The organism is Streptomyces sp. NBC_00086, from assembly GCF_026343255.1.
In the GTDB taxonomy this organism is placed as follows: domain Bacteria; phylum Actinomycetota; class Actinomycetes; order Streptomycetales; family Streptomycetaceae; genus Streptomyces.
On record NZ_JAPELZ010000001.1, the window covers coordinates 5,408,459 to 5,431,110 of the forward strand.

The 22,652-nt window shown below is 72.8% G+C and carries 17 protein-coding genes, 1 tRNA gene and 2 pseudogenes; 8 read left to right on the forward strand and 12 right to left on the reverse strand.

All coding sequences use genetic code 11. The features are described 5' to 3' along the window. Positions 1 to 38 precede the first annotated feature (38 nt). From OG276_RS24295 to OG276_RS24305, 3 genes are all read right to left on the reverse strand, one after another. Positions 39 to 1,331 carry a hypothetical protein gene (locus OG276_RS24295; RefSeq protein WP_266908709.1) on the reverse strand — a complete coding sequence of 431 codons (1,293 nt, stop codon included), beginning with the start codon at positions 1,329 to 1,331 and terminating at the stop codon, positions 39 to 41. A 344-nt stretch (positions 1,332 to 1,675) separates the two neighbouring features. After that, positions 1,676 to 2,938 carry a S8 family peptidase gene (locus OG276_RS24300; RefSeq protein WP_266908711.1) on the reverse strand — a complete coding sequence of 421 codons (1,263 nt, stop codon included), beginning with the start codon at positions 2,936 to 2,938 and terminating at the stop codon, positions 1,676 to 1,678. 117 nt (positions 2,939 to 3,055) lie between these two features. After that, complete coding sequence (locus tag OG276_RS24305) at positions 3,056 to 3,466, reverse strand: GNAT family N-acetyltransferase (protein ID WP_266908713.1); 411 nt, start codon at positions 3,464 to 3,466, stop codon at positions 3,056 to 3,058. 191 nt (positions 3,467 to 3,657) lie between these two features. On the opposite strand from OG276_RS24305, the gene OG276_RS24310 reads away from it, so the two are divergent. Beyond that, positions 3,658 to 4,314, forward strand: coding sequence for a nucleoside deaminase (locus OG276_RS24310; RefSeq protein ID WP_266908715.1), 657 nt, complete (start codon positions 3,658 to 3,660; stop codon positions 4,312 to 4,314). Positions 4,315 to 4,334: 20 nt separating this feature from the next. On the opposite strand, the gene OG276_RS24315 is transcribed toward OG276_RS24310, so the two are convergent. Beyond that, positions 4,335 to 4,904 carry a hypothetical protein gene (locus OG276_RS24315; protein ID WP_266913454.1) on the reverse strand — a complete coding sequence of 190 codons (570 nt, stop codon included), beginning with the start codon at positions 4,902 to 4,904 and terminating at the stop codon, positions 4,335 to 4,337. 357 nt (positions 4,905 to 5,261) lie between these two features. Here OG276_RS24315 and OG276_RS24320 point away from each other — a divergent pair. After that, positions 5,262 to 5,627: pseudogene (locus OG276_RS24320) on the forward strand (phospholipase); the annotation flags it as partial. Positions 5,628 to 5,803: 176 nt separating this feature from the next. On the opposite strand, the gene OG276_RS24325 reads toward OG276_RS24320, so the two are convergent. The 3 genes and pseudogenes from OG276_RS24325 to OG276_RS24335 form a co-directional block, all read right to left on the reverse strand. Beyond that, positions 5,804 to 6,046: a hypothetical protein gene (locus OG276_RS24325; protein ID WP_266908717.1), complete on the reverse strand. Its 243-nt coding sequence runs from the start codon at positions 6,044 to 6,046 to the stop codon at positions 5,804 to 5,806. Between the two features lie 178 nt (positions 6,047 to 6,224). After that, positions 6,225 to 6,566 (reverse strand): annotated as a pseudogene (locus OG276_RS24330) (metallophosphoesterase); the annotation flags it as partial. A 557-nt stretch (positions 6,567 to 7,123) separates the two neighbouring features. Next, entirely contained in the window at positions 7,124 to 9,424 is a 2,301-nt protein-coding gene (locus tag OG276_RS24335; RefSeq protein WP_266908719.1) for an MMPL family transporter, read from the reverse strand. Between the two features lie 368 nt (positions 9,425 to 9,792). Between OG276_RS24335 and OG276_RS24340 the strand changes: the two genes are divergently transcribed. Beyond that, positions 9,793 to 10,776: a BTAD domain-containing putative transcriptional regulator gene (locus tag OG276_RS24340; RefSeq protein ID WP_266908721.1), complete on the forward strand. Its 984-nt coding sequence runs from the start codon at positions 9,793 to 9,795 to the stop codon at positions 10,774 to 10,776. A gap of 99 nt (positions 10,777 to 10,875) precedes the next feature. Here the strand turns inward: OG276_RS24340 and OG276_RS24345 are convergent. Continuing rightward, positions 10,876 to 10,948 (reverse strand) — tRNA-Arg (locus OG276_RS24345). Between the two features lie 332 nt (positions 10,949 to 11,280). Between OG276_RS24345 and OG276_RS24350 the strand changes: the two genes are divergently transcribed. The 5 genes from OG276_RS24350 to OG276_RS24370 all read left to right on the forward strand — a co-directional run bounded on the left by OG276_RS24350 (position 11,281) and on the right by OG276_RS24370 (position 18,254). Continuing rightward, complete coding sequence (locus OG276_RS24350) at positions 11,281 to 12,906, forward strand: GTPase domain-containing protein (protein ID WP_266908723.1); 1,626 nt, start codon at positions 11,281 to 11,283, stop codon at positions 12,904 to 12,906. 4 nt (positions 12,907 to 12,910) lie between these two features. Beyond that, positions 12,911 to 14,737: a GTPase gene (locus tag OG276_RS24355; RefSeq protein WP_266908725.1), complete on the forward strand. Its 1,827-nt coding sequence runs from the start codon at positions 12,911 to 12,913 to the stop codon at positions 14,735 to 14,737. Between the two features lie 136 nt (positions 14,738 to 14,873). Next, positions 14,874 to 15,281, forward strand: coding sequence for a single-stranded DNA-binding protein (locus tag OG276_RS24360; protein ID WP_243334947.1), 408 nt, complete (start codon positions 14,874 to 14,876; stop codon positions 15,279 to 15,281). A 68-nt stretch (positions 15,282 to 15,349) separates the two neighbouring features. Next, positions 15,350 to 16,690 (forward strand): thioester domain-containing protein, encoded by a 1,341-nt coding sequence (locus OG276_RS24365; protein WP_266908731.1) that lies wholly within the window; start codon positions 15,350 to 15,352, stop codon positions 16,688 to 16,690. Positions 16,691 to 16,760: 70 nt separating this feature from the next. Further along, positions 16,761 to 18,254: a bifunctional phosphatase PAP2/diacylglycerol kinase family protein gene (locus OG276_RS24370; protein WP_266908733.1), complete on the forward strand. Its 1,494-nt coding sequence runs from the start codon at positions 16,761 to 16,763 to the stop codon at positions 18,252 to 18,254. A gap of 67 nt (positions 18,255 to 18,321) precedes the next feature. On the opposite strand, the gene OG276_RS24375 is transcribed toward OG276_RS24370, so the two are convergent. The 4 genes from OG276_RS24375 to OG276_RS24390 form a co-directional block, all read right to left on the reverse strand. Next, positions 18,322 to 18,915, reverse strand: coding sequence for a hypothetical protein (locus OG276_RS24375; RefSeq protein ID WP_266908735.1), 594 nt, complete (start codon positions 18,913 to 18,915; stop codon positions 18,322 to 18,324). 231 nt (positions 18,916 to 19,146) lie between these two features. Beyond that, complete coding sequence (locus OG276_RS24380) at positions 19,147 to 20,412, reverse strand: tyrosine-type recombinase/integrase (RefSeq protein ID WP_266908737.1); 1,266 nt, start codon at positions 20,410 to 20,412, stop codon at positions 19,147 to 19,149. A 73-nt stretch (positions 20,413 to 20,485) separates the two neighbouring features. Beyond that, complete coding sequence (locus tag OG276_RS24385; RefSeq protein WP_266908739.1) at positions 20,486 to 20,722, reverse strand: AlpA family transcriptional regulator; 237 nt, start codon at positions 20,720 to 20,722, stop codon at positions 20,486 to 20,488. Positions 20,723 to 21,174: 452 nt separating this feature from the next. Then, complete coding sequence (locus OG276_RS24390) at positions 21,175 to 22,650, reverse strand: ATP-binding protein (protein WP_266908741.1); 1,476 nt, start codon at positions 22,648 to 22,650, stop codon at positions 21,175 to 21,177. Positions 22,651 to 22,652: the final 2 nt, after the last annotated feature.

The following is a 22,652-nucleotide window of genomic DNA, read 5'->3' on the forward strand; positions in this document are numbered from 1 at the left end:
GGGGTGGTGCGCGGAAGGGTGGTGCGGGGTCGTACGGGTCAGGCGATCGAGAAGGTGACGACCGACTGGTAGGTGTCCGCGAACATGAACGGCGGGAGCTGGATCATTCCGGCTCCGCCGATCTCGAACTCTCCACCGGTCAGGTTGTCGCCGCCCGCGGCCGCCGAGGCGACCTTCAGCGGGACGTCGGAGATCGCACCCGGCGTACCGGTGGTGCAGACGCTCGGGCTGGCCGGGTTGGTCACCTTGCAGGTCGGCTGGATGCCGATCTGTGCCGTGGCCATGGAGTGTCCGGTGACCGAGTTCAGGAAGGGCGTCCGGGTCGCCGAGACGTCCCAGCCGAGGGTCCCGCCGCGGAAGTCCTGGACGGCCATCGCGGTGAACTGACCGACGACCGACTGGGACTTGCCGTTGATGGTGACCGAACCGAAGCTGACGGCGGGGTTGCCCGCCTCCGGGCCGATGGCCAGCGGTCCGGGCAGGACCTCGACGTCGACCGGGTTCTGCACGCCCGGCTGCGGGGCGATGAAGATGTAGGCCTTGTACGGGAGGATCGAGCCGTCGATCTTGATCGCGTCGGCGGGCTGGTTGACGACGATGTTGCAGGTCGCGACGCCGGCCGCGGTGGCCGTGCCGGTACCCGTGTCACCCGTGGCCGCGCCGTTCTTGAGCGCGGAGCAGGTGACCGGGCCCGCCGGGAAGTTGGCGCCCGTGACGACGACCTCCTGGCCCGCCTCACCGCTGTTGGGCGTCAGCTTGGTGGTGATCGGGTCCTTGGGCAGGGCCTCCACGACCACCGAGCCGAGCGAGGCGCTCGGGCGGGGGTTCGGGGTACAGGTGGTGGTGAAGACCGAGCCCATGAGGCTCGCGTCGGTCACCGCCAGGTCCAGGGCCACCTGCACCGTGGTGCCCTCGGAGCCGTCCGGGATCTTGATGGTGCCGGAGAAGGCGGCGGGGTTGAGCGCCTGTCCGGCGACCACGTCGACCGTCTCGGGCGGGCTGACGACCGTCTGGAGGGTCGACCCGACCTTGAGGGTGATCTTGGAGACGTTGGTGGTCGTCACCGAGAAGCTGGGGATGACCGGGCTCGCACCCGGGTCGATGGTGATCGGGACCACGTCGCCGGCCTTGGCGCCGTCGGGCAGTGTGATCGTGTAGGGCTGGGTGCCCGAACCACCCGGCTGGGGTGCGGGCGCGACGCAGTCCATCGGGACGGGCGTCGTCTTGGTCGCGGCCTGCGCGGTGCCCGACAGACCCACCACGGCGCCCGTCAGGGCCAGGGACAGAGCGCCAGCCCCGGCCAGAACTCTTCGTCGAAACGTTGTACTCACTGGGTCGCGACTCCTTCGTCATACGAACCCTCCCCCCACCCGCTGTGTGGGGGAGGTCGAGCCGGTGCGGTGGCCGACATTGACGCGTCGCGGGATTGAGAAGTCAATGACTTGCTTTCGCCCGAAGCACACAGAAATTGATGTGCCATCAGACCGGGTGGAGCGGAGGGACGGATACCCGTTGGCCGGGGGCGGCTCGGGTGGGGCGGGTGGGGTTTCGGCCCGGGCCTTCGGGGTGGCTCGCGGGGCGGCTTTCGCGGTGGCTTTCGCGGTGGCTTTCGCGGTGGTCCGGCCGGGGTCCGCCGGGGCGGCGGAGGGGCCGCCCGCGGAGGACCCGGGCCGGGCTACTGACCGGCCGGGACGTGCAGCAACAGGTTCGGGGTCCCGGCCGGCAAGCCGGTGATCCGGTCCCGCACGGCGTCCCGTACGAGGGCTTCGGCCACCTGCGCGGGCGTCTGGCGCGGGCCGCCGGCCGCGAGGCCGCGCGCCAGCACCAGCGCGGCGGCGCCCGCCACGTGCGGGGCGGCCATCGAGGTGCCGGAGGCGCGGGCGGCGGCCGTGGCCGAGCCCTTCCAGGCGGAGGTGACGGCCACGCCGGGGGCGGAGAGGTCCACGCAGGCACCGTGGTTGGAGAAGGCGGGCCGCCGGTCCAGCGAGTCCGTCGCGCCCACGGTGAGCGCCTGCGGGACGCCGGAGGGGGAGCCGGTGCAGGCGTTCTCGCCGGAGTTGCCCGCCGCCACGGCCAAGGTGATCCCCGACGCGATCGCCCGGGTCACCGCCCGGTCGAGGGCGAAGCTGCGGCCGCCGCCCAGGCTCATGTTGGCCACGGCCGGGGTGGCGGGCGACTTGAGGGCGTCCTTCACCATCCAGTCGAGGCCGCGCGTGATGGCCGACAGGGTCGCGTCCCCCCGGCAGTCCGCCACCTTCACGGCGACGAGCGAAACCTCCTTGGCCACCCCGTAGGTGGCTCCGCCGACGGTCCCGGCGACGTGCGTGCCGTGGCCGTTGCAGTCCGTGGCGCCCTCCATGAAGACCGCGTTGGCGCCCCAGCGGGCCCGGCCGCCGAACTCCTGGTGCAGGGTGTTGATCCCGGTGTCCACGATGTACGCGGTGATCCCCCCGGCCTTGGCCGGGTACGTGTACGACCCGTCGAGCGGCAACTCGCCCTGGTCGAGGCGGTCCAGGGCCCAGGGCGCGGGGCTCTGCACGAGGGGAGCGGCGGGGGCGACCGCGTCGGCGGGGTCGACGGGGGCAACGGGGGCAACGGGGTCGTCGAGCGGCGTGTCGGCGATCCGGAAGACCGCGTCGGGCTCCACGGAGGCCACCCGCGGATCGGCGGCGAGTTCGGCGGCGCGGGCGGCGGTGGTGCGGACGGCGAAACCGCTCAGGGCGGTGTCGTAGACGGCCCCGACACGGTCGCCGGCGGCCTCGGCCTCGGCGGCGAGCGCGCGGGTGACGGCGGCCGCGGAGGCGCGGGTGCCGCCGTCCTTGAGGACGACGACGTAGGGGGCGGTGGGGGCGTCGGCGGCGGTGGCGGCGTACGGCGGCAGGGCGGTGGCCACCGCCAGCAGGGCGGCGGCCGGGAGCAGCGCGGTGAATGCGGTCATGCCGCCGATGCTCGGCGAGGCCCGGGCCGGCCGCGCGGAGGGTGCGCCGACTGGCCCCACGACACGCCGCCCACGGGGCTAGGGCCTGTCGTCAAACTCCCGGGACAACACACACAGCTAGGCCGAGGGCCAGCCGAGCATCCTGAAGACTCCCTCGTCGCGGGCGCCGGCCGCCGCGTAGGTGGCCAGGGCTGCCTCGTTGTCGGTGTCGACGCCCACCCACATGCCGTAGCAGCCGCGCGACTCGGCCTCGGCGGCGAGTGCCTCGGTCAGGGCCCGGCCGAGGCCGCGCCGGCGGTGGGCCTCGTCCACGGAGAGCTCGTAGAGACACATCTCGGTGCCCTTGTCGGGGTGGATCATCTCGATGCCGGAGACCATGCCGACGGGGGCGTCGTCCACGTAGGCGATCAGCATCAGGTGCCCCGGCGCGGAGAGGAACCGCTCCGACCAGTCCGCGCGGGCGGGCCCGTCGAAGAGGGCCTCTGCGGCGTGGAGTTCGGCGACGGTACGGGCGGGGCGGATGTCCATGGCGGCGACGATAGCGGTGCCGACGCCGTTGACGGGAGCGATATCCAGAGCGGTGACGAGAGTGGTGACGAGAGCCGCGGAGCCGGGTGAGGCGACGGGGAAGGCGCCGGTGGCGGTGACGAACGGGGTGGCGCCGAGGGCGACGGAGCAGCGGCGAAAGCGGTGGCGAAGGCCGTGGCGATAATGGCCGGATGAGTAACGGGGAGCATGGTTTCGACACGGAGTGGCGCGCCGCGCCGGAGCCCCTGCGCAGGGCGCTCGCCCTCGCCTACGAGGCCCTCGCGGCCGGAGGCCTCGCGGTGGGTGCGGTCCTGACGGACGCAGACGGGAAGCCCGTCGCCGAGGGCCGCAACGAGGCGTACGAAGACGGCCCGGGCACCGGACCACTGCGCGGGACGCCGCTCGCGCATGCCGAGATGAACGCGCTGGGGGCCGCCCGTACGGGCTGGGACCTGGGCACGGCGACGCTGTGGAGCACCCAGGAGCCGTGCTCGATGTGCGCGGCGGCGGCCGAGTTCACCGGCGTGGGGCGGGTCCGGTACCTGGCCCCGGACCCGTGGGCACTGTCGAGCGACAACGGAACCGGATCCGGCGCCGACCCGGGCCGGTCGCAGTGGCTGCTGGTGGCCAACACCATGTTCCTGCGGAGCGTGGCCGTGGCCTCGGACGGCCCCGCGGAGCCGTCGATCCTGACGCACCACCGAGCCGTCGAACCGGAGACCACCGCCTTCCACGACAGCCTGCCGGCGGGTCTGCCGACGGCCGCCTCACCGCAGGACTGGCTGCGCCCCCACTGGACCCGTCTCGCGGAACTCTCGGCGGCCCGAGAGCTGCGCACGCTTCGCTGACACCCCCGGGCCGAACCGGATCAGGGGGCCGTGGCCGACACCTGCCGGACGGGGACGCCGCCCTGCGTCCCCGCGCCGGGGGACCGGGTGCCGTCGGTCCAGGCGTAGACCTCCTTGCCGCGCACGGTGACCTGGTACTGGAAGGTGCCCCGGCACTCGGGCCGCTCCTCGGACCCGGTGCCCGCAGGCCACCACTTGGCCTCCAGCGCCGTCCCCGCGTGCTTGCTCGGCGTGCCCGCCGAGCACTGCGGGCCGTCCAGCGGGGTCGCCCCCAGCGTGAAGTGCAGCAGCCGCGCCTCACCGTCGGTGCGCGCCATTATTCGCACGTCGGTCGCGTCCTTCGGCACCCACTGCGGCAGCACCCACGTCTCCTCCCCACGTGCCCGCTTCCGGAGGGCAGCCTCCCCGCGCGTCGGCTCTCCGCTGGTCGGAGCGTCGGCGGCCGTCGCGAAGCGCATGCCCTTCTCCTTGAACACCCGGTCGTTGATCCTGTCGGTCAGGGGGTTGGGCGGGAGGTTGGGCAGGGCGATGGCAGCGGTGGCGAGGACTCCGACGGTGGCGGCGGCGATGACGAGAGGACGGCGGTTCATGTCCACGAGTATTCGCGGGTGAGGCCGTAGTCCGCGTCCCTCCCGAGGCTGAACCGGATCTCTGCCGCAAGAGTGACAACGGCTCATACCTGAGTACTGGTCCCGCCCTCCGGTCGCCCTCGCCTGACACGTCCGACACCCCTGGTGGCACCCCTCGTTAGTGGATGCGTGCCCCACCGCCCCGCCATCGCCCCCACCCCGGCCGCCCCCACCCCAGCCGCCCCGATCCCGGCCGCAGCCCCAGCCCCGGCCCCCACCCGTACCGGAGCCCGGATGTCCGCCCTCGTCTCCGGCGCCGTGGCGGCCGTACTGGCCTTCGCGCCCACGGCGGCCGCGGCCCGGCAGGCCCCGCAGGTTCCCGAGGACAAGCCGCAGGTGCTGAGCGGCTGGACGCAGCCGGGCACGGCCAGCCAGGAGGCCTGGGCCGCGGCGCGCGGGAACCGGGGCGAGTGGGAGCCGTACGGCTTCGACTGGACCACGGACTACTGCACCACGTCCCCGGACAACCCCTTCGGCTTCCCCTTCCGGACGGCCTGCGCCCGGCACGACTTCGGCTACCGCAACTACAAGGCGCCGGGCGAGTTCCAGGCGGCCAAGCCCCGGCTGGACGAGATGTTCCACTCCGACCTGAAGCGCGTCTGCGCACGCTACTCGGGCGCCCGCAAGGCCTCCTGCGACGGCACCGCGTGGACCTACTACCAGGCCGTCAGGGCCTTCGAGTAGCCCTCCGGACTGTGGGCCGCGTTCGCACTGCTCCGCTCCCGTCCGGCCGCACGGGGGTGAACGCGGGCCGGTCATCGGGATCTCCGGGGCGAGACGCCGGATCCGGCCCTGGGGGGCATGGCGCTCTGCGGGTAGGCGGCCTACACGGCCTACACGGCCTCCACGGCCTACGCGGCCTACGCCTGCGGGGCGCGCAGTTCCAGCAGGGTGATGTCCGCCGGCGCGCCGACCCGAACCGGTGGGCCGAAGAAGCCCGCCCCGTTCGTCACGTACACCTTGGTGTCGTCCACCGTGCCGAGACCGGAGTTGACCGGATTGGCCAGCTCGGTGAGCGCGGTCAGCGGGAACATCTGCCCGCCGTGCGTGTGTCCGGACAGTTGGAGGTCCACCCCGTGCCGGGCGGCCTCGCCGGCGAACACCGGCTGGTGGGCGAGGAGTACGACGGGACGCGACAGGTCCCGCCCCCCCCAGGGCCTTCCCGAGGTCGGGCCCCCGGCCGTGGTCCTCCCCCGCGAGGTCCTCGACCCCGGCCAGGTCGAGGTGGGCGCCGTTGTGCCGGATCTCCACGCGTTCGTTCACCAGGGGGCGGACGCCGACGTTGCGCATCTCGTCCAGCCAGTCCTCGACCCCGTCGTAGAGGTACTCGTGGTTGCCGGTGACGAAGAAGGTGCCGTAGCGCGATTCGAGACCCCTCAGCGGCCGGGCCGCCGGCCCCAGCTGGGACGCCGTTCCATCGGCCAGATCCCCGACGATCGTCACCAGGTCGGCCTGCAGCCCGTTGACCATCCGGACGATCCGCTCGGTGTGGGCGCGCCCCAGGAGCGGCCCCAGGTGGATGTCGCTGACGACGGCGATCCGCAGACCCGCCAGGCGCGGGTTCACCTTGGAGAGGGTGACCGGTACGCGCTTGATCAGCGGGTCCCCGAGCGCCGAGGACATCCCGTAGCCCACGGTGCCGAGGGCGGTGGCCCCGGCCAGGGTGCCCACCGCACGGCCGAGGAAGAGCCGGCGGCCGATCAGGCGGTCCTCCGACTCGGCCGGGGCCGATACCGCCAACGCCGCCGCCGGCACGGGGACCAGTACCGGCACCGGCTCCGGCACTGGCACCTGCTCCGGCACCAGCTCCGCAGCTGCATCCGCCCGCTGCTCGGCGCGCCGCCACGTGCGCAGCGCGAGCGCCCGCGGCAGTTCGAGTACCAGGAGCGTCGGCAGCAGGTAGAGCAGCACTCCGATCAAGACGTAGCCGGGCCACGCCAGGAACCGGCCACCACCTCCGTCCGAGGGATCGAACAGCGGGGTGAGGATCCGGGTCCCGGGAGCGAGCAGCGCCGACAGGACCACCCCCCCAGGTGGCCGGCCGCCGCACGGACGCCCCCGGCCTGGTCGTGTCACGGACCAGGCGGATCCACAGGTAGTAGTGGACGGCGGCGGAGCCCACCAGCATGAGCGCCGTCACTCCGAATCCCAGCATGTCCCTCTCCCTCGCGCCGGATGGATCAGGCGCGGTCGGCGCCGACGCCGACCCTTGCCGTGGAGGGCTGCCCGGAGGCACCGGCACCGGCACCGGCACCGGCACCGGCATCGACGGCCGGTGCGACCGGCGCCGACGCCTCGGAGATGCCGAACCGCTCGTGGAACGCGCGCAGAGGCGCCGGCGCCCACCAGTTGGCCTTGCCTGCGAGTCGCATGGAGACCGGTACGAGGACCGCGCGGATCAGCGTGGCGTCGACCAGGATGACCACGACCATGCCGATGCCCAGCATCTTGAGGAAGACGATCTCGGACGAGGCGTACGTGGCGAACGAGGCCGCGAGGATGACCGCCGCCGAGGTGATCAGCGGTCCGCTGCGCTCCAGGCCGACGGCCACCGCGCCCGCGTTGTCGCCGGTGAGCTCGTACTCCTCCTTGATCCGCGACAGCATGAAGACCTCGTAGTCCATGGAGAGGCCGAAGGCCACGCAGAACATCAGGATCGGGATGCTCGGCTCGATCGAGCCGCTCGGAGTGAAGCCGAACAGGCCGGCCAGGTTGCCCTCCTGGAAGATCCACACCAGGACGCCGAACATCACGCCCATGCTCAGGGCGTTCAGGAGCATGGCCTTCGCCGGGAGGAGCAGGCTGCCGGTCATCAGGAACAGCACGAGGAACGTGGTCACCAGGATCAGCTCGAAGACCAGCGGCAGCCGGTCGACCAGCTCGGAGCGGAACTCGCCCAGTTCGGCGGGGTAGCCGCCGATCTTCACCGCGCCCGGCTCGGCGCCCTGGGCGGCGGCGGAACGGATCTCGGAGTGGGCCCGGTCGATGTCCCGGGCGACCGTGCGGTGCGTGGCGACCACCGAGTACCAGGTGCTGCGCTCGCCCGCGAACCGGCGGGAGGATTCACCGGGTTCGGCGATCTTCCGCCCCCGCGCGTACGAACCGGTGAGGGCGTCGACCTGGTGGATGCCGGACACCTGGGACAGCTCGGTGGCCGTGGCCTCGATCGAGGACCGGTTGGCGTCGGTCCCGGCCTGGCCGGTGCGCAGGACCTTGATCGCGCTGGTTTCCTCGGCGGCGAAGTTGTCGAGGATCTGCTGCTGGACCACCCGGCCGGACACGTCACGGGGCAGCACCTGCGCACCCGGCACGCCGAAGGCGAGCCCCAGCGCCGGTGAGGCCAGCCCCAGCAGCACCACCAGTGCCGGGATTCCGTACAGCAGCGGCCGGCGCATCATGCGCAGCGCGGTGTGGTGCCACCAGCCCTGCTCGGGACGGGAGTTCTCGTTCCTGCGGGTGACCTTGCGGCCGAGGCGGGCCAGCGAGGCGGGCAGGATCACCAGGGCCGCGAAGACCGAGGTGAGGACCGTGGCGATACCGGCGTACGCGAACGAGCGCAGGAAGGGGAACGGGAAGAGCAGCAGCGCGGCCAGCGACAGGATCACGGTGAGACCGCTGAAGGCGACGGTGCGGCCGGCGTTCGCGACGGACCGCTCGACGGCGTCGGGGACCGACAGGCCGGCGCGCAGTTCCTCGCGGAAGCGGTTGATGACGAAGAGGCTGTAGTCGACGCCGAGCCCGATGCCCATCACCAGGGCCAGGTTGGCGGCGAAGGTCGAGACGTCGGTGATGTACGTGAGCCCGCGCATCAGCGCCAGCGTGGTGATCACGGAGAACAGGCCCATGCCGAGGGTGAGGAAGGCGGCCGAGAACCGGCGGTAGAGGGCGAACAGCAGGAGCAGCACCAGGGGGAGGGCGATCATTTCGGCCCGCAGGAAGTCCTTGCGGGACTGCTCGGCGGCCTGCCGGAACACCTCGTCACCGCCACCGACCTGGACCTTCAGCCGGGCGCCGTCCCGGGTGAAGGCGGGCGAGATGTCCGCCAGCCTGGTCCGGGCCTCGGTCACCGTGCCCGACATGCGGGCGATGATCAGGGCCTGCTTGCCGTCCGTGCCCCGCATGGTGGGCGAGTTGCCCCGCGACCAGTACGAGAAGACCTCGGCGACCCCGGCCTGCCCGGCGAGCTCCCGCTCCAGGGCGCGGCCCTCGGACGCGACGGCGGCCTCGTCCACGCCGCCCCGCTTGGCCGTGACCATCAGCAGCACGCTGGGCGTGCCCGCCTCGAACTCCTCCTCCAGGACGGCCCGGGTGGTGACCGACTCGGATCCGGGGGTCTCGAAGCGGCTGAGGACGAGGCGGTTCATGGTCCCGGCGGCCAGGACCAGGCCCAGTACGGCCAGACCGATGCCGACCCGGACCACGAGCCGGGAGCGCGAGGCGGTCACCCGTCCCCAGCGCTGCAGTGCGGGGGGACGTTCCACGGGGTCGGTGCCAGGGGACTGCGGCGTTCTCGGCATGCTCTGCTCTCTGGGTGAAGGGGGATCCGCGGGTGGCGGGCGGAGCCGCGGGGGTGGCGTCCGGCACGCTCGCGATCACCTTGGAGGACGGGGTTTGACCAGCCGCTGGAGTAATCGCTGACCGTCCGCAGGAGGGCCTCCGGGCGACGTCCGGCCGATCTCCGGACGGCACTTGGCGCGCCGTCGCCGCGGACGCGCACCGTCCTCCGATCTCAACTACCGGACGGCGTCAAGACGTCACGCGATATGACCTCCCTCTCATCCCGTTGTCGGACGGTGAGAACCAGTCGGTAATGCCTAGCCTTGCGAAGGCTTTACTCGGGGGAGCGGAAATGTCTGGTGTATTGCTGCGCGAGCGCGGCTTCGAAGAGGGCGACGGATGCTCGTCGGGACTGCGGTTCCGCCTGCTCGGACCGCTCCAGACCAGTCGGGGAACGAAGGTGCTGGAGCTGGGTCCGCCCAAACAACGGGCCCTGCTGGCGGTGCTGTTGCTCAGGCCGGGCCTGGAGACCGGTGTCGATCAGCTGATCGAGGCCCTCTGGGGGGAGGACCACCCGGCCTACGCGAAGAACCTGATCCAGAAGTCCGTCTCGGGCCTGCGCGGCCTGCTGTCGTCCGAGGAGGTCGGCAAGGACGGCAAGGACGGCAAGGGCGGCAAAGACGGCAAGGACGGCAGGGTCGGTAAAGGCGGCAAGGGGGACGCCCGGGGGGTCGTCCTGGAGTGGTCCGCCGGCGGCTACCGGATGGACATCGGCGACTCCGAAGTGGACCTGTACGCGTACGAACGCCTGGCGTCCGCCGGCATCGCCGCCGCGCGCAAGGGGGAGATCCCGCAGGCGGTCGCGCTGCTGGAAAAGGCGCGCACGATGTCCACGGGTCCGCTCGCGGAAGGCCTTGAGGGCCCCATGCTCGACCGTGAACGGCTCTACCGCCAGGAGCGTTTCCTCGCGGACATGGAGGTGCGCGCCGAGCTGGAACTGGAGCTGGGCAGGCACCGCAACGCCGTTCCGTACCTGTACTACGCGGTGGACAAGTACCCGCTGCGGGAGCGCTTCCTGTGGCTGCTGATGCTCGCGCTCTACCGCTCGGACCGCGGCAACGAGGCGCTGACGGTGTACGGAGTCCAGCGCGCCCGTGTGGTCCAGGAGCTCGGCGTGGAGCCGGGCCGGGCCTTGCGGGCGCTCCACGGGCGACTACTGCTCCAGGACCCCCAGCTGATGGTCATGTCGGCCCTGCGCCAGGACAGCGGGGCGGCGGAGGACGAGTTCGTCCCCGTGCCCGGCCTCCCGCCGGCCCGTCGCGGCCCCTTCGGCTGACCGCCGGGCTTACGCCACCGCTACGGCATCGGCGCTAAAGTGCCCTGACCTGCACGAAAGCCCTCCGCGGGGGAGGGCTTCGGGGTGGTGCGGAAGAAGTGCCCCCGGCAGGACTCGAACCTGCGGCCAAGTGCTTAGAAGGCACCTGCTCTATCCACTGAGCTACGGGGGCCGGAAGGTGGCCGTGGTGGCCTGGAGCCCCTGGGCGGGGGTGGGGCTTTGGTCCGTGCCGGGTCAAGGATAGGGCTCCGGTTGCCTTGTCCCGGTTGCTTCACTCGCGTGCCACGATGTGGAGGTTCGGTGAAGCGGTCCCGATAATCGCAGGCAGGTGCGATTCTCGCACCGCTTTTGCGTCGTGGCGCCCCGGGTGTTGTGCACTCGTTATGCCTGCGCCCCACTCGTCCGCTGTGTCCGGGATGTGCCGCTGGAGTAGCGCTCGGCGCGCAGAGGACGTATAAGCTTCAAAAATGCTCCTAAATTGGGCATTCTTCGCATGTGGTGACCTTGGATGTTCGGCCTCAGCTGCTCGATGCCCTGTCCGCCCTGCGCGACCGGGTCGCGTCCGTGCGTCTGCCGCTGCCCCTGCCCGGCGCCCCTCGCGCCCGCCAGACCAGAGCGGAGCTGCTCGCGCAGCTCGACGACTATCTCGTACCCCGGCTGAAGGCGCCGGAGGCGCCGCTGCTCGCCGTCGTCGGCGGGTCCACCGGGGCCGGTAAGTCCACCCTCGTCAACTCCCTCGTGGGGCGCCAAGTGAGTGAAGCCGGCGTGCTCCGGCCCACGACGCGCACCCCCGTCCTCGTCTGCCATCCGGATGACCACCACTGGTTCGCCGGAGTGCGGGTACTGCCCGATCTGATGCGGGTCTGGGCACCCCAGGACGACGAGGACACCCCCGCGTCCGCCCGCAGGCCCCACCGGCCGGGCGGCCACCACGGGCACGGGTACCCGCCCGCCACCCGCGAGGTGCGGATCGAGACCGTCTCCACCCTGCCCCGCGGCCTCGCGATCCTCGACGCCCCCGACATCGACTCCCTCGTGGTCGACAACCGCACGCTCGCCGCCCAGCTCATCTGCGCCGCGGACGTCTGGGTGATGGTCACCACCGCCTCGCGGTACGCGGATGCCGTGCCCTGGCACCTGCTGCGCACCGCCAAGCAGTACAAGGCCACCCTCGTGACCGTCCTCGACCGGGTCCCGCACCAGGTGCTCGCCGAGGTCTCCCGTCAGTACGGGGCCCTGCTCACGCGGGCCGGGCTGGGCGAGGTGCCCCGGTTCACGGTTCCCGAGCTGCCCGAATCCGCCGGCGGGGGCGGGCTGCTGCCCGCCAGCGCCGTGGCCCCGCTGTTCGCCTGGCTCGCGCACCACGCGCAGGACCCGGCCGCCCGCCAGTACGCCGTCGGGCGCACCGCGCTCGGCGCGCTCGACTCCCTCGGGCGCCGGATGCCGGAGCTCGCGTCGGCCGTCGCGGCGCAGCACGCCGCCGCCGTACGGCTGACCTTCGCCGTCGAGGACGCCTACAAGCGGGAGGGCAAGCGGGTCCGGGGCCGCCTGGACCGGGGCGCCGTACTCGCCGGGGACGCGCTGACCCGCTGGCGCGGCTACCCGCTCGACACCAGCGCCGACGAACTGCTCGACTCCCTCGCGGAATCCCTCGCGGCGCTGCTCCAGTGCGCCGTCGCCGCCGCCGACGAACGCATCGCGGAGGCCTGGCGGCGCGAGCCCGCCGCCGGCGCCGTGTCCCTGCCCGCCCCCGACCGCGAGGCGGCGGAACGTATCGGCATGGCCGTACGCCGCTGGCGGCGCGTGCTGGAGGAACTCGCCGAGGAAGAGGTCGCGCGGCTCGACAAGCAGCCCGCGCCCGACCCCGACGGGGTCGCCGCCCTGCTCGTCGCGGCCCTCCTCGGCGGCAAGCGGGCCCGGCCGGCCGGGGAGAAGCTCGCCGAACGGATCGGAGTACAGGCCGCCGTACGCCTGCGAGACCGCGGCGGCGAGCTCGTCGCCGAACACCTCGACCAGGTGCTGCGCGCCGAACGTGACCGCCGGCTCGCCCCGATCGAAGCGCTCGAAGTGAGTCCCGAACCCCAGGCCGAGCTGATCGCCGCGCTGTCCGTACTGCAGAAGGAGAGGTGACGCGGTGACCGCCCTGACCGACCGCACCGACGACCGCTGGGACGACGGACTGATCGCCCGCTCGCGCCCCCGGACCAGCGAGGACGACTGGCCCGCGAGCGGTGACGAGGAGGGCGACGAAGCACTCGTACGGGCGGTTTCCGGCGCCGGAAGCGACGGCGGCAAGGCCCCCGCGCCCCCGCTCAGCCCCGAGGCGCAGGCCCTGCGCGTCCGCCTCGACGCGCTGCGCCAGCTCATCGGGCTGTCCCGGACCAGGATCCTCGACGGAAAGACCCTCGCCGAAGCCGGACGCGTCCTCGACGAGGCGGCCGCGCGTCGCGGGCTGTCGGCGCAGCACACCGTCGTCGCCATCGCCGGAGCCACCGGAAGCGGCAAGTCCACGCTCTTCAACTCGCTCGCCGGAGTGCAGATCTCCGAGACCGGGCTGCGCAGGCCGACGACCGCCGCACCCATCGCGTGCAGCTGGTCCGACGGCGCCGCGGGACTGCTGGACCGTCTGGAGATCCCGGGACGGCTGCGCCGCCGCCCCCGGGAGACCTCGGAGGCCGAGGTGCTGCGCGGCATGGTCCTCGTCGACCTGCCCGACCTGGACTCGGCCGTCGGAGCCCACCGCGACCACGTGGACCGGGTCCTGGCCCTGGTCGACGCGGTGGTGTGGGTGGTGGATCCGGAGAAGTACGCGGACGCCGTCCTGCACGAGCGGTACCTGCGCCCCCTGGCCGGGCACGCCGAGGTGACCTTCGTCGTGCTGAACCAGGTGGACCGGCTGCCCGGGGAATCCGCCGATCTCGTCCTGGACGACCTGCGCCGGCTCCTCGACGACGACGGGATCGCGCTCGGCGAGCACGGCGAGCCCGGAGCCACCGTCATCGGACTTTCCGCCCTTACGGGTGAAGGCGTCGGGGAACTGCGCGAGATGCTCGGACAGTTCACCCAGGAGAAGGGCGCCGCGACCCGCCGCATCTCCGCCGATGTCGACAGGGCCGCCGCCCGCCTGCGGCCGCTCTACGTGGCCGACGGCCACGCCGGGCCGGAGATCGGGGAGACCGCGCGCGCCGAGTTCGAGGACCGGCTCGCCGAAGCGGTCGGGGCGTACGCGGCCGGGCTCGCCGCCGAGCGGGCCTGGCGGCGCAACGCCGGAAAGGCCTGCGGCACCCCGTGGCTGCGCCTGTGGCGGTGGTACGAGAGCCGGCGCTCACCGCGCTCGCTGGCCGGACTCGCCGCCCTGGCGGCGCTCGGGCGTTCCCCGGTGGCCTCCGAGCCGCCGGTCGAGGAGGAGGTGACGGCCCGCCAGCGGGTGGAACAGGCCGTACGGACCGTCGCCGACGAGGCGGTACGGGGCCTGCCCGATCCCTGGGCGCAGGCCGTACGGGAGACCGCGGTCCGCGGCGCCGAAGGGCTGCCCCAGGCGCTGGACGAGATCGCCGTGACCCTCGGGCCGGCGGTCGCGGTGCCCAGCGCCCGTCCGCCGCGCCCCTCGTGGTGGCCGGCGGCGGTGCTGGCGCAGGCGGCCATGACGCTGCTCCAGATCTTCGGCGGGCTGTGGCTGGTCGGGCAGATCGTCGGGGTCCTGGAGCCGCGCCTGATGCCGCCGGTCCTGCTGATGGTGGCCGGAATCATCGGCGGACCGCTGGTGGAATGGGCCTGTTCGATCGGGGCCCGGGGTCCGGCACGGCGCTACGGGCAGGACGCGGAGCGGCGGCTGCGGCAGGCCGCGGCCGGCTGCGGGCGGGCCCGGGTACTGGAGCCGGTGGCGGCCGAGCTGCTGCGCTACCGGGAGGTGCGCGAGCAGTACGCGACGGTGGCGAAGTTGTCCACAAGCCGTCAGTAGTCCACAGGCTCCAGCGGGTTCCGGCGGCCCGGGCCAGCATGGTCGTACCTCGTGCGGATGGTCCGGACGGGTACGGAACGCGGGTCGGGGCGGTGCGTGGTCGAGCGCGCCGCCGGGCCCCGGAAGGGCGGCCGGGATGAACGACACCCAGGTGACGCTGGTGGGCTACGTGGCGACGCAGATCGACTACAAGGACACGGCGAGCGGACCGGCGGCCCGGTTCCGCTTCGCGGTCACCCCGAGGTACTACGACCGGAAGAAGGAGACCTGGGCGGACGCGCCCACGAGCTTCTACACGGTGTGGGCCCGGCGGGGCCTCGCCGTGAACCTCGCCGGATCCGTCTCCGTCGGTGAACCGCTCGTGGTCCACGGAAGGCTGCGGGTGCGGGAGGACCCGCCCGACGGGGAGGGCAACCGGTGGTTCTCGGCGAACATCGACGCGACGGCCATCGGGCACGACCTGAACCGCGGCACGGCCGCCTTCCGGCGGGTGGTCAGGACGGACGTGCCGCTGATGGGCACTCAGAAGGCGGCGGTGGTCTGAGTGTTCGAGGAGGCTAGGATTCCCCGGTACTCACGGGCACCTGGGCCTTCGGCCCGAAGGGGAAGACTGTGTCGATTGCCGTTCCCGCACCCTCCGTTCCTGTCGCCGTCGTTGGCGTTGCCCCTGTCGGCGCTCCGGGCGGTGTTCCCGTTCCCGCTGCCGGTCAGGCCTGCGGCGCACCGGCGACGCGCACCACGGTCGCCGCGGCCATACGGGGCTCCGTACGGCGGCCGATCGCGCTGGCCCTGCTCGCCGCCGCGCTGGCCGGGGCCCCGGGTGCGGTGGCGGCCGCCGACGCCGGCCCGGCCGCGCCCCGGACGCCGGAGGGAGCGAGCGCCGTCCTGGACGGGCTGAAGACCTACGGACAGGCCGTCCTGCACGGCACGGACGGAACCGTGCGGCAGATCCCGGCCGGGCTGTACGAGATGCGGGTCGACGGCGGCGGCATGCTCCAGACGTACGGAGTCGGCGTCACGGGCGACGCGCAGCCCCAGGCCCGGTTCACGGAGGCCGGATGGACCGGCACGCCGCTCGCCGCGAACGGCGAGGCGGGCCGGATCCGCTGGGTGCTGGAGCACTCCTACCCCCAGCTGAACGATCTGGCCGGGCTCGCCAAGGCGGCCGGAGCGGTGGCGCTCACCGCGGAGAGCGCCGCGGCCGGGACCCAGGTGGCCATCTGGCGGCTGGCCGAGGGCGTACGGGTGGAGGCCGTCGACCCGGAGGCGGAGAAGCTGGCCGACTACCTCCAGCGGGAGTCGCGGCGGCTGCCCGAACCGCCGGCGTCGCTCGCGGTGGATCCCGGTGAGGTGTCGGGGCCACTGGGCACCCGGATCGGGCCGGTCACCGTGCGGACGGGCGCGCAGAGCGTGAGCGTGACCCCGGACGCGGCGGCCCTGGCCATGGGGGTGCGCGTGGTGGACGCCCGGGGGCTGCCGGTCACCTCCGCCGTCAACGGCGCGAAGCTGTTCTTCGAGGTGCCGCAGGGGACCCCGGACGGCAGCGCCGAGGTCATCCTCCGCGGGTCCACCCGGGTGCCGGTCGGCCGGGTCTTCACCAGCGGGGTCCCGGCGCAGGTCCAGATCGTGGCCGGCTCCAGCCAGTCCGCCACGGTGGCCACGGCGACGGCGCAGTGGCCGTTGCTCCCCGCCGCCCAGCCGGTCGACGCAGTGGCGCAGAGCGGGGCGACGGCCGCGCTGGGGACCCTGGGCACGCTGTCGGAGTCTGCTGCGACCTCGGATGCGGACACCTCGGAGGAACGGCTCGCCGCCAGCGGCAGCTCGGCGGCCACCCCGGTGATCGCCTCCCTGGCGGTGGGCCTGGTCGTCCTGGGCGGCCTGGTCGTCCTCCTCCTGCGCAAGCGCCCCCTGGAGGACGGACCCGGCCCGCAGCGGTCGGCGGATCCGGAGTAGGGCACGAGCACGGACCCGGGCTCCTGCCCGGGGCCTGGTTCGGATCCGGGGGTTCGGGTAGAGGCAAGGGATGTCTGATCAAGAGCTGACCTGGCGGGGCGCGGTCGCACGAGGGGACCGCTGGCTGTTCGACGTGGTGGCCCGGCGGCACTGGCCGGGGGCCGACCGGGTGCTGCCGCGGCTCGGGCGGGCCGCGAACCACGGGCTGCTCTGGGGCGGCGCCGCCGTCGGGATCGCCGTCCTCGGTTCGGCCGGGGCCCGCAAGGCGGCCGTGCGCGGGGCCGCGTCGCTGGCGCTGGCCTCCGCGACCATCAACACCGTCGGCAAGTGGTCCGTACGCAGGCCCCGCCCGGTGCTGGACGGGGTGCCCGCCACGCGGCAGCTCGCCACGCAGCCGCGTACCACCTCGTTCCCCTCGGGGCACGCCGCGTCCGCGTTCGCCTTCACCGCCGGAGTGGCGCTGGAGTCCCCGCTCTGGGGCGCCGTACTGGCCCCGGTCGCCGCCTCCGTGGCGTTCTCACGGGTCTACACCGGCGTCCACTACCCCTCGGATGTGGCCGCGGGCGCCGCGCTGGGGGTGGCGGCCGGGTTCGTCGTCCGCCGGCTCACCCGGGACGCCGAGGTGGCCCGGATCGTGCCCGGCGACGAGCGGGCAGCCGTGGGGGCGCCCGCGCTGCCCGACGGGTCCGGGCTCACGGTGGTGGTCAACACCGGGTCGGGCACGGCCGCCACGACGGGGCTCGACGTACTGCTGCGGGAGCGGCTGCCGAAGGCCGAGCTCGTCGAGTGCCAGGGGCCGGAACTCACCGAGGAGCTGGCCGCGGCCGCCGAGCGGGCCACCGTGCTCGGCGTGTGCGGCGGCGACGGCACCATAAACGCCGCCGCCACCGCCGCACTGCGCGCCGGGATCCCCCTGGCGGTGTTCCCGGGCGGCACGCTCAACCACTTCGCGCTCGACCTCGGCCTCGCCGGGATCGAGGACACCTGCCGGGCCGTGGCGGCCGGCCACGCCGTCCACATCGGCGTCGGCCGCTTCACCCCGGGCCCCGGCCCGGACCCCGAGGACACCAGGGCCGGGTACTTCCTGAACAACTTCAGCATCGGGGCCTACCCCGAGCTGCTCGGCACCCGGCTCCGCTGGGCCCCCCGGATCGGCGGCGGCCCCGCCGCGCTCCTGGCGGCCTGGCGGGTGCTGCGCGCGGAGCGACCGGTACGGCTCAAGCTCGCCGGGAAGCCGCGCAGCGTCTGGCTGCTCTTCGCGGGCAACGGCACCTACCAGGGCACCGGCCCGGCGCCCCGCTACCGCAAGAGCCTGGGCGAGGGCCTCCTCGACGTCCGGCTCGTCCACGGCGGCGGCCGCCCCGGCCCCCGCCTCCTCGCCGCCGCCTTCGCGGGCCCGCTGACCCGTTCCCCGGTCCACGTGGCCACCCGGCTGCGCAGCCTGCGCGTGAGCGACATCCCGGCCGGCACCCCGCTCGCCTACGACGGCGAGTACGCCCGGGCCCCCGAGGCCCTGGTCCTCGAAGAGATCCCGGACGCCCTCACCGTCTACCGCCCGCGCTGAGGCGCGCCACCCCGGCCCGGCCACCCCCGCCGGAACCGCCGCCCCGCCCCGCCCCGGCGGGCGGGCGTCACGGACTCGGCGGCACGGCGGGCGGGGAGGGCGGGCCCGTCACCGGAGCGGCGTCCACGCCCAGATCGGTCCGCATCACGCCGCGCATGACGTCGGCGCGCGTCGTGAGCTCGGTGAGACGGGTGTGGATCTCCTCGAAGGAGCCGTCCGGGTGCGGGGAGCCCTCCGCCAGCCGCATCGTGCGGGCGTAGGCCCCCGCCATGCCCCGCGTCATGATGTCCAGCTGGGCGAGTACGGCCTCGGAGGCGATCATCTGGGCCTCCGCGAAGACGGTGTGATGGACGTTGCGGACCTCCTCCAGCACGGCCCGCTCCTCCGGGGTGACCTGCGACCTGTGGACGAGCCACAGGAAGGACATGAGGCCGATCCGGTAGCGCCGGTACGCGGCGTTCGCCGCCGCGTAGCACTCGCGCCGCCGGGCCAGCTCCGCCAGCTCCTGTTCCCGCAGCCACCGCGTGCGCTCCACCTGCTGCTCCCGATCGAACTGCGCCGCCTGCACCCGCGCCAGCATCCGCTGCGAAAGCACCGTCGCCAGCAAAGTTCCGGCCACGCCGACCACGGCGGCCCCGAGCGCGATCAGTCCGCTGTCCATACGTCCCCACGTCCCCCACCTCGGCCGCAGCCCCCGGCCGCGCCCCCGTCGATGGCATCCTGCCGTGCGGCACAAGGCCTCGGGGCGGTTTCACCGACCTCGGTCGGGTGGTCTCGGGGCCGAACGGGTTTCCCCCGAGGGATGGACGTCAGGCAAGATGGGGTGTTACTGGCCACCGGAACCCGGAAAACCGCCCCCCACCTGCGGCGGAACCGTGAGCGGGGGGCCGTCTCAAGCCGCCTGGGCCGTCTGTGGGCCGTCGTCTGCCTCACCGGGCCCCTTGAGGACGCTGTCGACCGCCTTCCGGGTCCGCCCCTCGCTGCTCGGCATGAGGTGCGTGTAGACCTTCAGGGTGAACCCGGGGTCGCTGTGCCCGAGGTAGGTGCTGAGCGCCTTGATGCTCTCCCCGGCGTCCAGGAGGACCGAGGCGTAGAAGTGCCTCAGGGCGTGCATCCCGTGCTCGCGCGCCGATGCGTACCGCTTGCCCTTCTCCGGCTCGGGGATGATGCCGGCGGCCGCGAGGGCGGGCTTCCAGGTCTGGTCGTTGAATGCGCTCCGCCACACCGCGTTGCCCGTCGTGCTCGTGAACAGGAGCGTCTTGGTCAACGGGGGCCCATCCGGCGTCAGCCACGGCAGGGTGACCTTGGCCGGAGGGAAACGGCGCATGTGCTCCGTGAGTGCGTGCGCGACGGTCTTGGGCAGGGGAACGTCACGGACCTTCCCGCGCTTCGGCGGAGCGAAGACGAGCGTCCCGTGTACACGCTTGACCTGGAAGCCGACATGCAGCCAGCCCGTGAGGAAGCCGACTTCGTCAACGGGCAGCCCGAAGATCTCGCCCTGCCGCAGCCCGCAGCCGCTCCCGAGGTCGGCCATTGCGCGGTAGCGCGCCGGCAGTCCGGCTCGCACCCCGAAGAGTTGCTCCGTCGTCCAGGGCTTGACCCGGGAGGGCACTGCCTGAGGCGACTTGACCGACGTGGCTCGGCACGGGTTCTGCCGGAGGATCCCGTCGTCCACCGCCGCGTTCAGGACCGAGGACGCATTCTCGAAGATCGCCCGCCGGTAGTTCGCGGACAGGGATGCCGCGGCCAACTCGCCGAGCCAGTCGCGAATGTGCGCAGGCTGGAAGGATCCGAGCGGGCGGGAGCCGATGTGGGGGTACGCGTGTAGGCGGAGCCGCGACTCGACCGCCGTACGGCTGACCTCGTCCGAGGTCAGCTTGGACACCCACTTCTCGGCAAACTGCTTGAACGTGATGCGGCCGGCACGCGGGTCGACGTACTGGCCGCGAGCCATGTCCGCCTCGACCTGGGCGAGCCACTGGTCCGCGAGGCGCTTCTCGCGGTCGCGGAAGGACTTGCTCTTCTCAGTGCCGTCGGGGCCGATGTACCGGGCGCGGTAGCGCAGGCCGGTGCCGTACCGGTCGGTCTTGATGCGGACGGGCTTGCCGTTGGCGTCGGGCTCGGTCTTGTACCAGCGGTCTTGGATGTGGCCTGCCACGTGGTGTGCCTTTCCGGGCGTACGAAGAGAGGGCGGGCCCGGTTGGGCCCGCCCTCGGCGGTTGTGGTGGGGCTCAGGCGGCCTGGCTGAGGTCCGCCCGCTTCTGTTCAGCGATCCACGCGTAGACCTCGGCGGGGTCGTACCGAACGTGCTTGCCGATCCGGAACCCGGGTGGCCCGGTGCGCTTCTTGCGCCATTGGTAGACGGTCTCCAGCGGAACGTCGAAGAGTTCGGCGATGTCGTCGGGGGTGAGGTAGCGGTCGGGGAGTCCGCCGCGCAGCGTGGCGCGGGGGTCGTGTTGATCGGCCACGGTGCTCTCCAGCGGGGTCCGTGTGTGTCCGAGGTGGGGATTTCTGCGTCACCGCGTCAGCTGTGTCACTTACCGGTCTGACCTGCGGCTTTCGGTGACGTAGCGGGTGTTCTGTGTGTCACCGGGCTGCGTCATCGTCACCGGGGTGACGCAGCCCGGTGACGTGGGTGACGCGTGATGACGCAGCCGTTGGTCGTCTGCGTCACCGGCCTACCGGCAGGTCACGGGCCGTTTGGAGGCAAGCAATGACGTAGGTGACGCAGCATCTCTTCTCTTAGGAAAAAAGAGGGGTTGCTGTTGTGTTGCGGTGCGTCTTCGAGCGTGAAGAAGGAGCCGCTGCGCGGCACGTCTCCTGCAGCGGCGGCAAGCCGCCGGAACAACAAGAGGAGCACGCACCGGCCGGGGGACGGGTGCTCCTCTTGCCTGTACCCAGCCGGTCGCGGCGGCGCGGGTTAGAACGCTGCCTCCTGCTGGCCGGGCGGTGGGGCTGCCGGGCGGGTCATCTCGATGTAGCGGGCGGTTTTGGTGCGGCCCCAGTCGACGAGGACGCCGCGGGCGGCAAGGGTGGGCTGGAGGCGCTTGAGGCGATCGGAGAAGACCTTGCCGGTAGTGGGCCAGCCCTTGGGCAACGTGCGGAAGTCGTCTCCGGTGTAGAGCTGGGTGAGAGCGTGCAGCCACTCGGTGGAGGTCATCTTGACTTCGGTGCCCGGTTCGAGGCCGGCGGCGTGCTTGAGGACGGTCTGTGCGAGGAGGTCGCCTTCGATGACGTCGTCGTTGAGTTCGTCCAGGGCGGCCCGGTAGGCGCTCAGCGCTCCTAGGCCGGTGGCCGTGTCGAGCTGGGCGCACAGGTGGGCGAAGTCGGCCATGCGCAGGTCGGCGGGGATGTCGGCCTGCGTGGCACGGACCTGGACGGTGAGGTCGAGGAAGGAGCCGAGGATGACCGGCAGGACCTCCGTGTACTCCGCCCACAGCTCCGCTTCGGTCCGTCGTACCCGGGGCCGTTCCAGGCGCAGGGGAAGGAGCCGTTCGGCGAGGTCGGGGCGGATGACGCCCACGTCGATGCCGGTCAGCAGCAGCGGGCGGCGGTAGCGGGAGAGGTAGACATCCCCGTCACTGAACAGAGCGCGCTTGACGCTCTCGGCCCCAGTAACGATGCAGCACATCAGGTCCGACAGGTCCGGCGGCAAGTGCGAGAGGTTGTCCAGCGCGGTGACCCAACCGGCGGCCACGGCCGTGATCAGGTTCTCCTCGTCCTTTGGCGCCCGACGCAGGTCACCCTTCATGCCCTCGATGATCCGCACCAGCATCCGCCCGCCGGTCGACTTGCCAGCGCCCTGGGGGCCAGTGAGGAACGGTGCGGGGACGGGTACGGACGGCTCCAGGCAGCCGATCACCCAGGCGATGGCCAGGCACTCGCTCTCGGCGCTGGCGTAGTTGCACAACCTGAGCAGCCGGTCGATGCCCTTGCCCTCGGTGTTCTTCTCGGGGAGGGGGAGTTCTCCGGTGAGCTGAGTGCGCCTCCAGGAGACCTCGCGCGGGTCGGGGATCAGGATGTCCCAGCCGGTGGGGTGGATGCGGACGGACTGGCCGTCGTCGCGGCCCAGGTCGAGCCAGGTCGCGCCGTCGAATCCCGGGGCGACCCGGATGTGGGTGGCCTGTACGTCCTGGCTGAGGGCGAGCGCTTCGATCAAGTCCAACGCCTCCTTCAACGCGGTGCCGTTGAACACGCCGAACCCGTCCCGGAAGAGACCGACCATGAGTTCCTGGCGGTGGCTGCCTGTCGTGCCCTGGGAGCGGATGGGGCGGGCTACGGGGTGGCCGTTCTTCTGCGCGTAGACGGTGCCTTCGGGGGTGCGGAAGTACCGGAAGTGGTCCTGCGCGTAGTCGGTGATGATCTGCCGGGCCGGGTTCTTCTCGTCCTCGGGCACGG

Bases quoted from the DNA above. Each gene is read 5' to 3' on its own strand.
- OG276_RS24315 (WP_266913454.1), bottom strand. From the start codon at position 4,904: ATGAACCGCCGTCCTCTCGTCATCGCCGCCGCCACCGTCGGAGTCCTC.
- OG276_RS24360 (WP_243334947.1), top strand. From the start codon at position 14,874: ATGAACGACACCCAGGTGACGCTGGTGGGCTACGTGGCGACGCAGATC.
- OG276_RS24310 (WP_266908715.1), top strand. From the start codon at position 3,658: ATGAGTAACGGGGAGCATGGTTTCGACACGGAGTGGCGCGCCGCGCCG.
- OG276_RS24305 (WP_266908713.1), bottom strand. From the start codon at position 3,466: ATGGACATCCGCCCCGCCCGTACCGTCGCCGAACTCCACGCCGCAGAG.
- OG276_RS24300 (WP_266908711.1), bottom strand. From the start codon at position 2,938: ATGACCGCATTCACCGCGCTGCTCCCGGCCGCCGCCCTGCTGGCGGTG.
- OG276_RS24375 (WP_266908735.1), bottom strand. From the start codon at position 18,915: ATGGACAGCGGACTGATCGCGCTCGGGGCCGCCGTGGTCGGCGTGGCC.
- OG276_RS24370 (WP_266908733.1), top strand. From the start codon at position 16,761: ATGTCTGATCAAGAGCTGACCTGGCGGGGCGCGGTCGCACGAGGGGAC.
- OG276_RS24340 (WP_266908721.1), top strand. From the start codon at position 9,793: ATGTCTGGTGTATTGCTGCGCGAGCGCGGCTTCGAAGAGGGCGACGGA.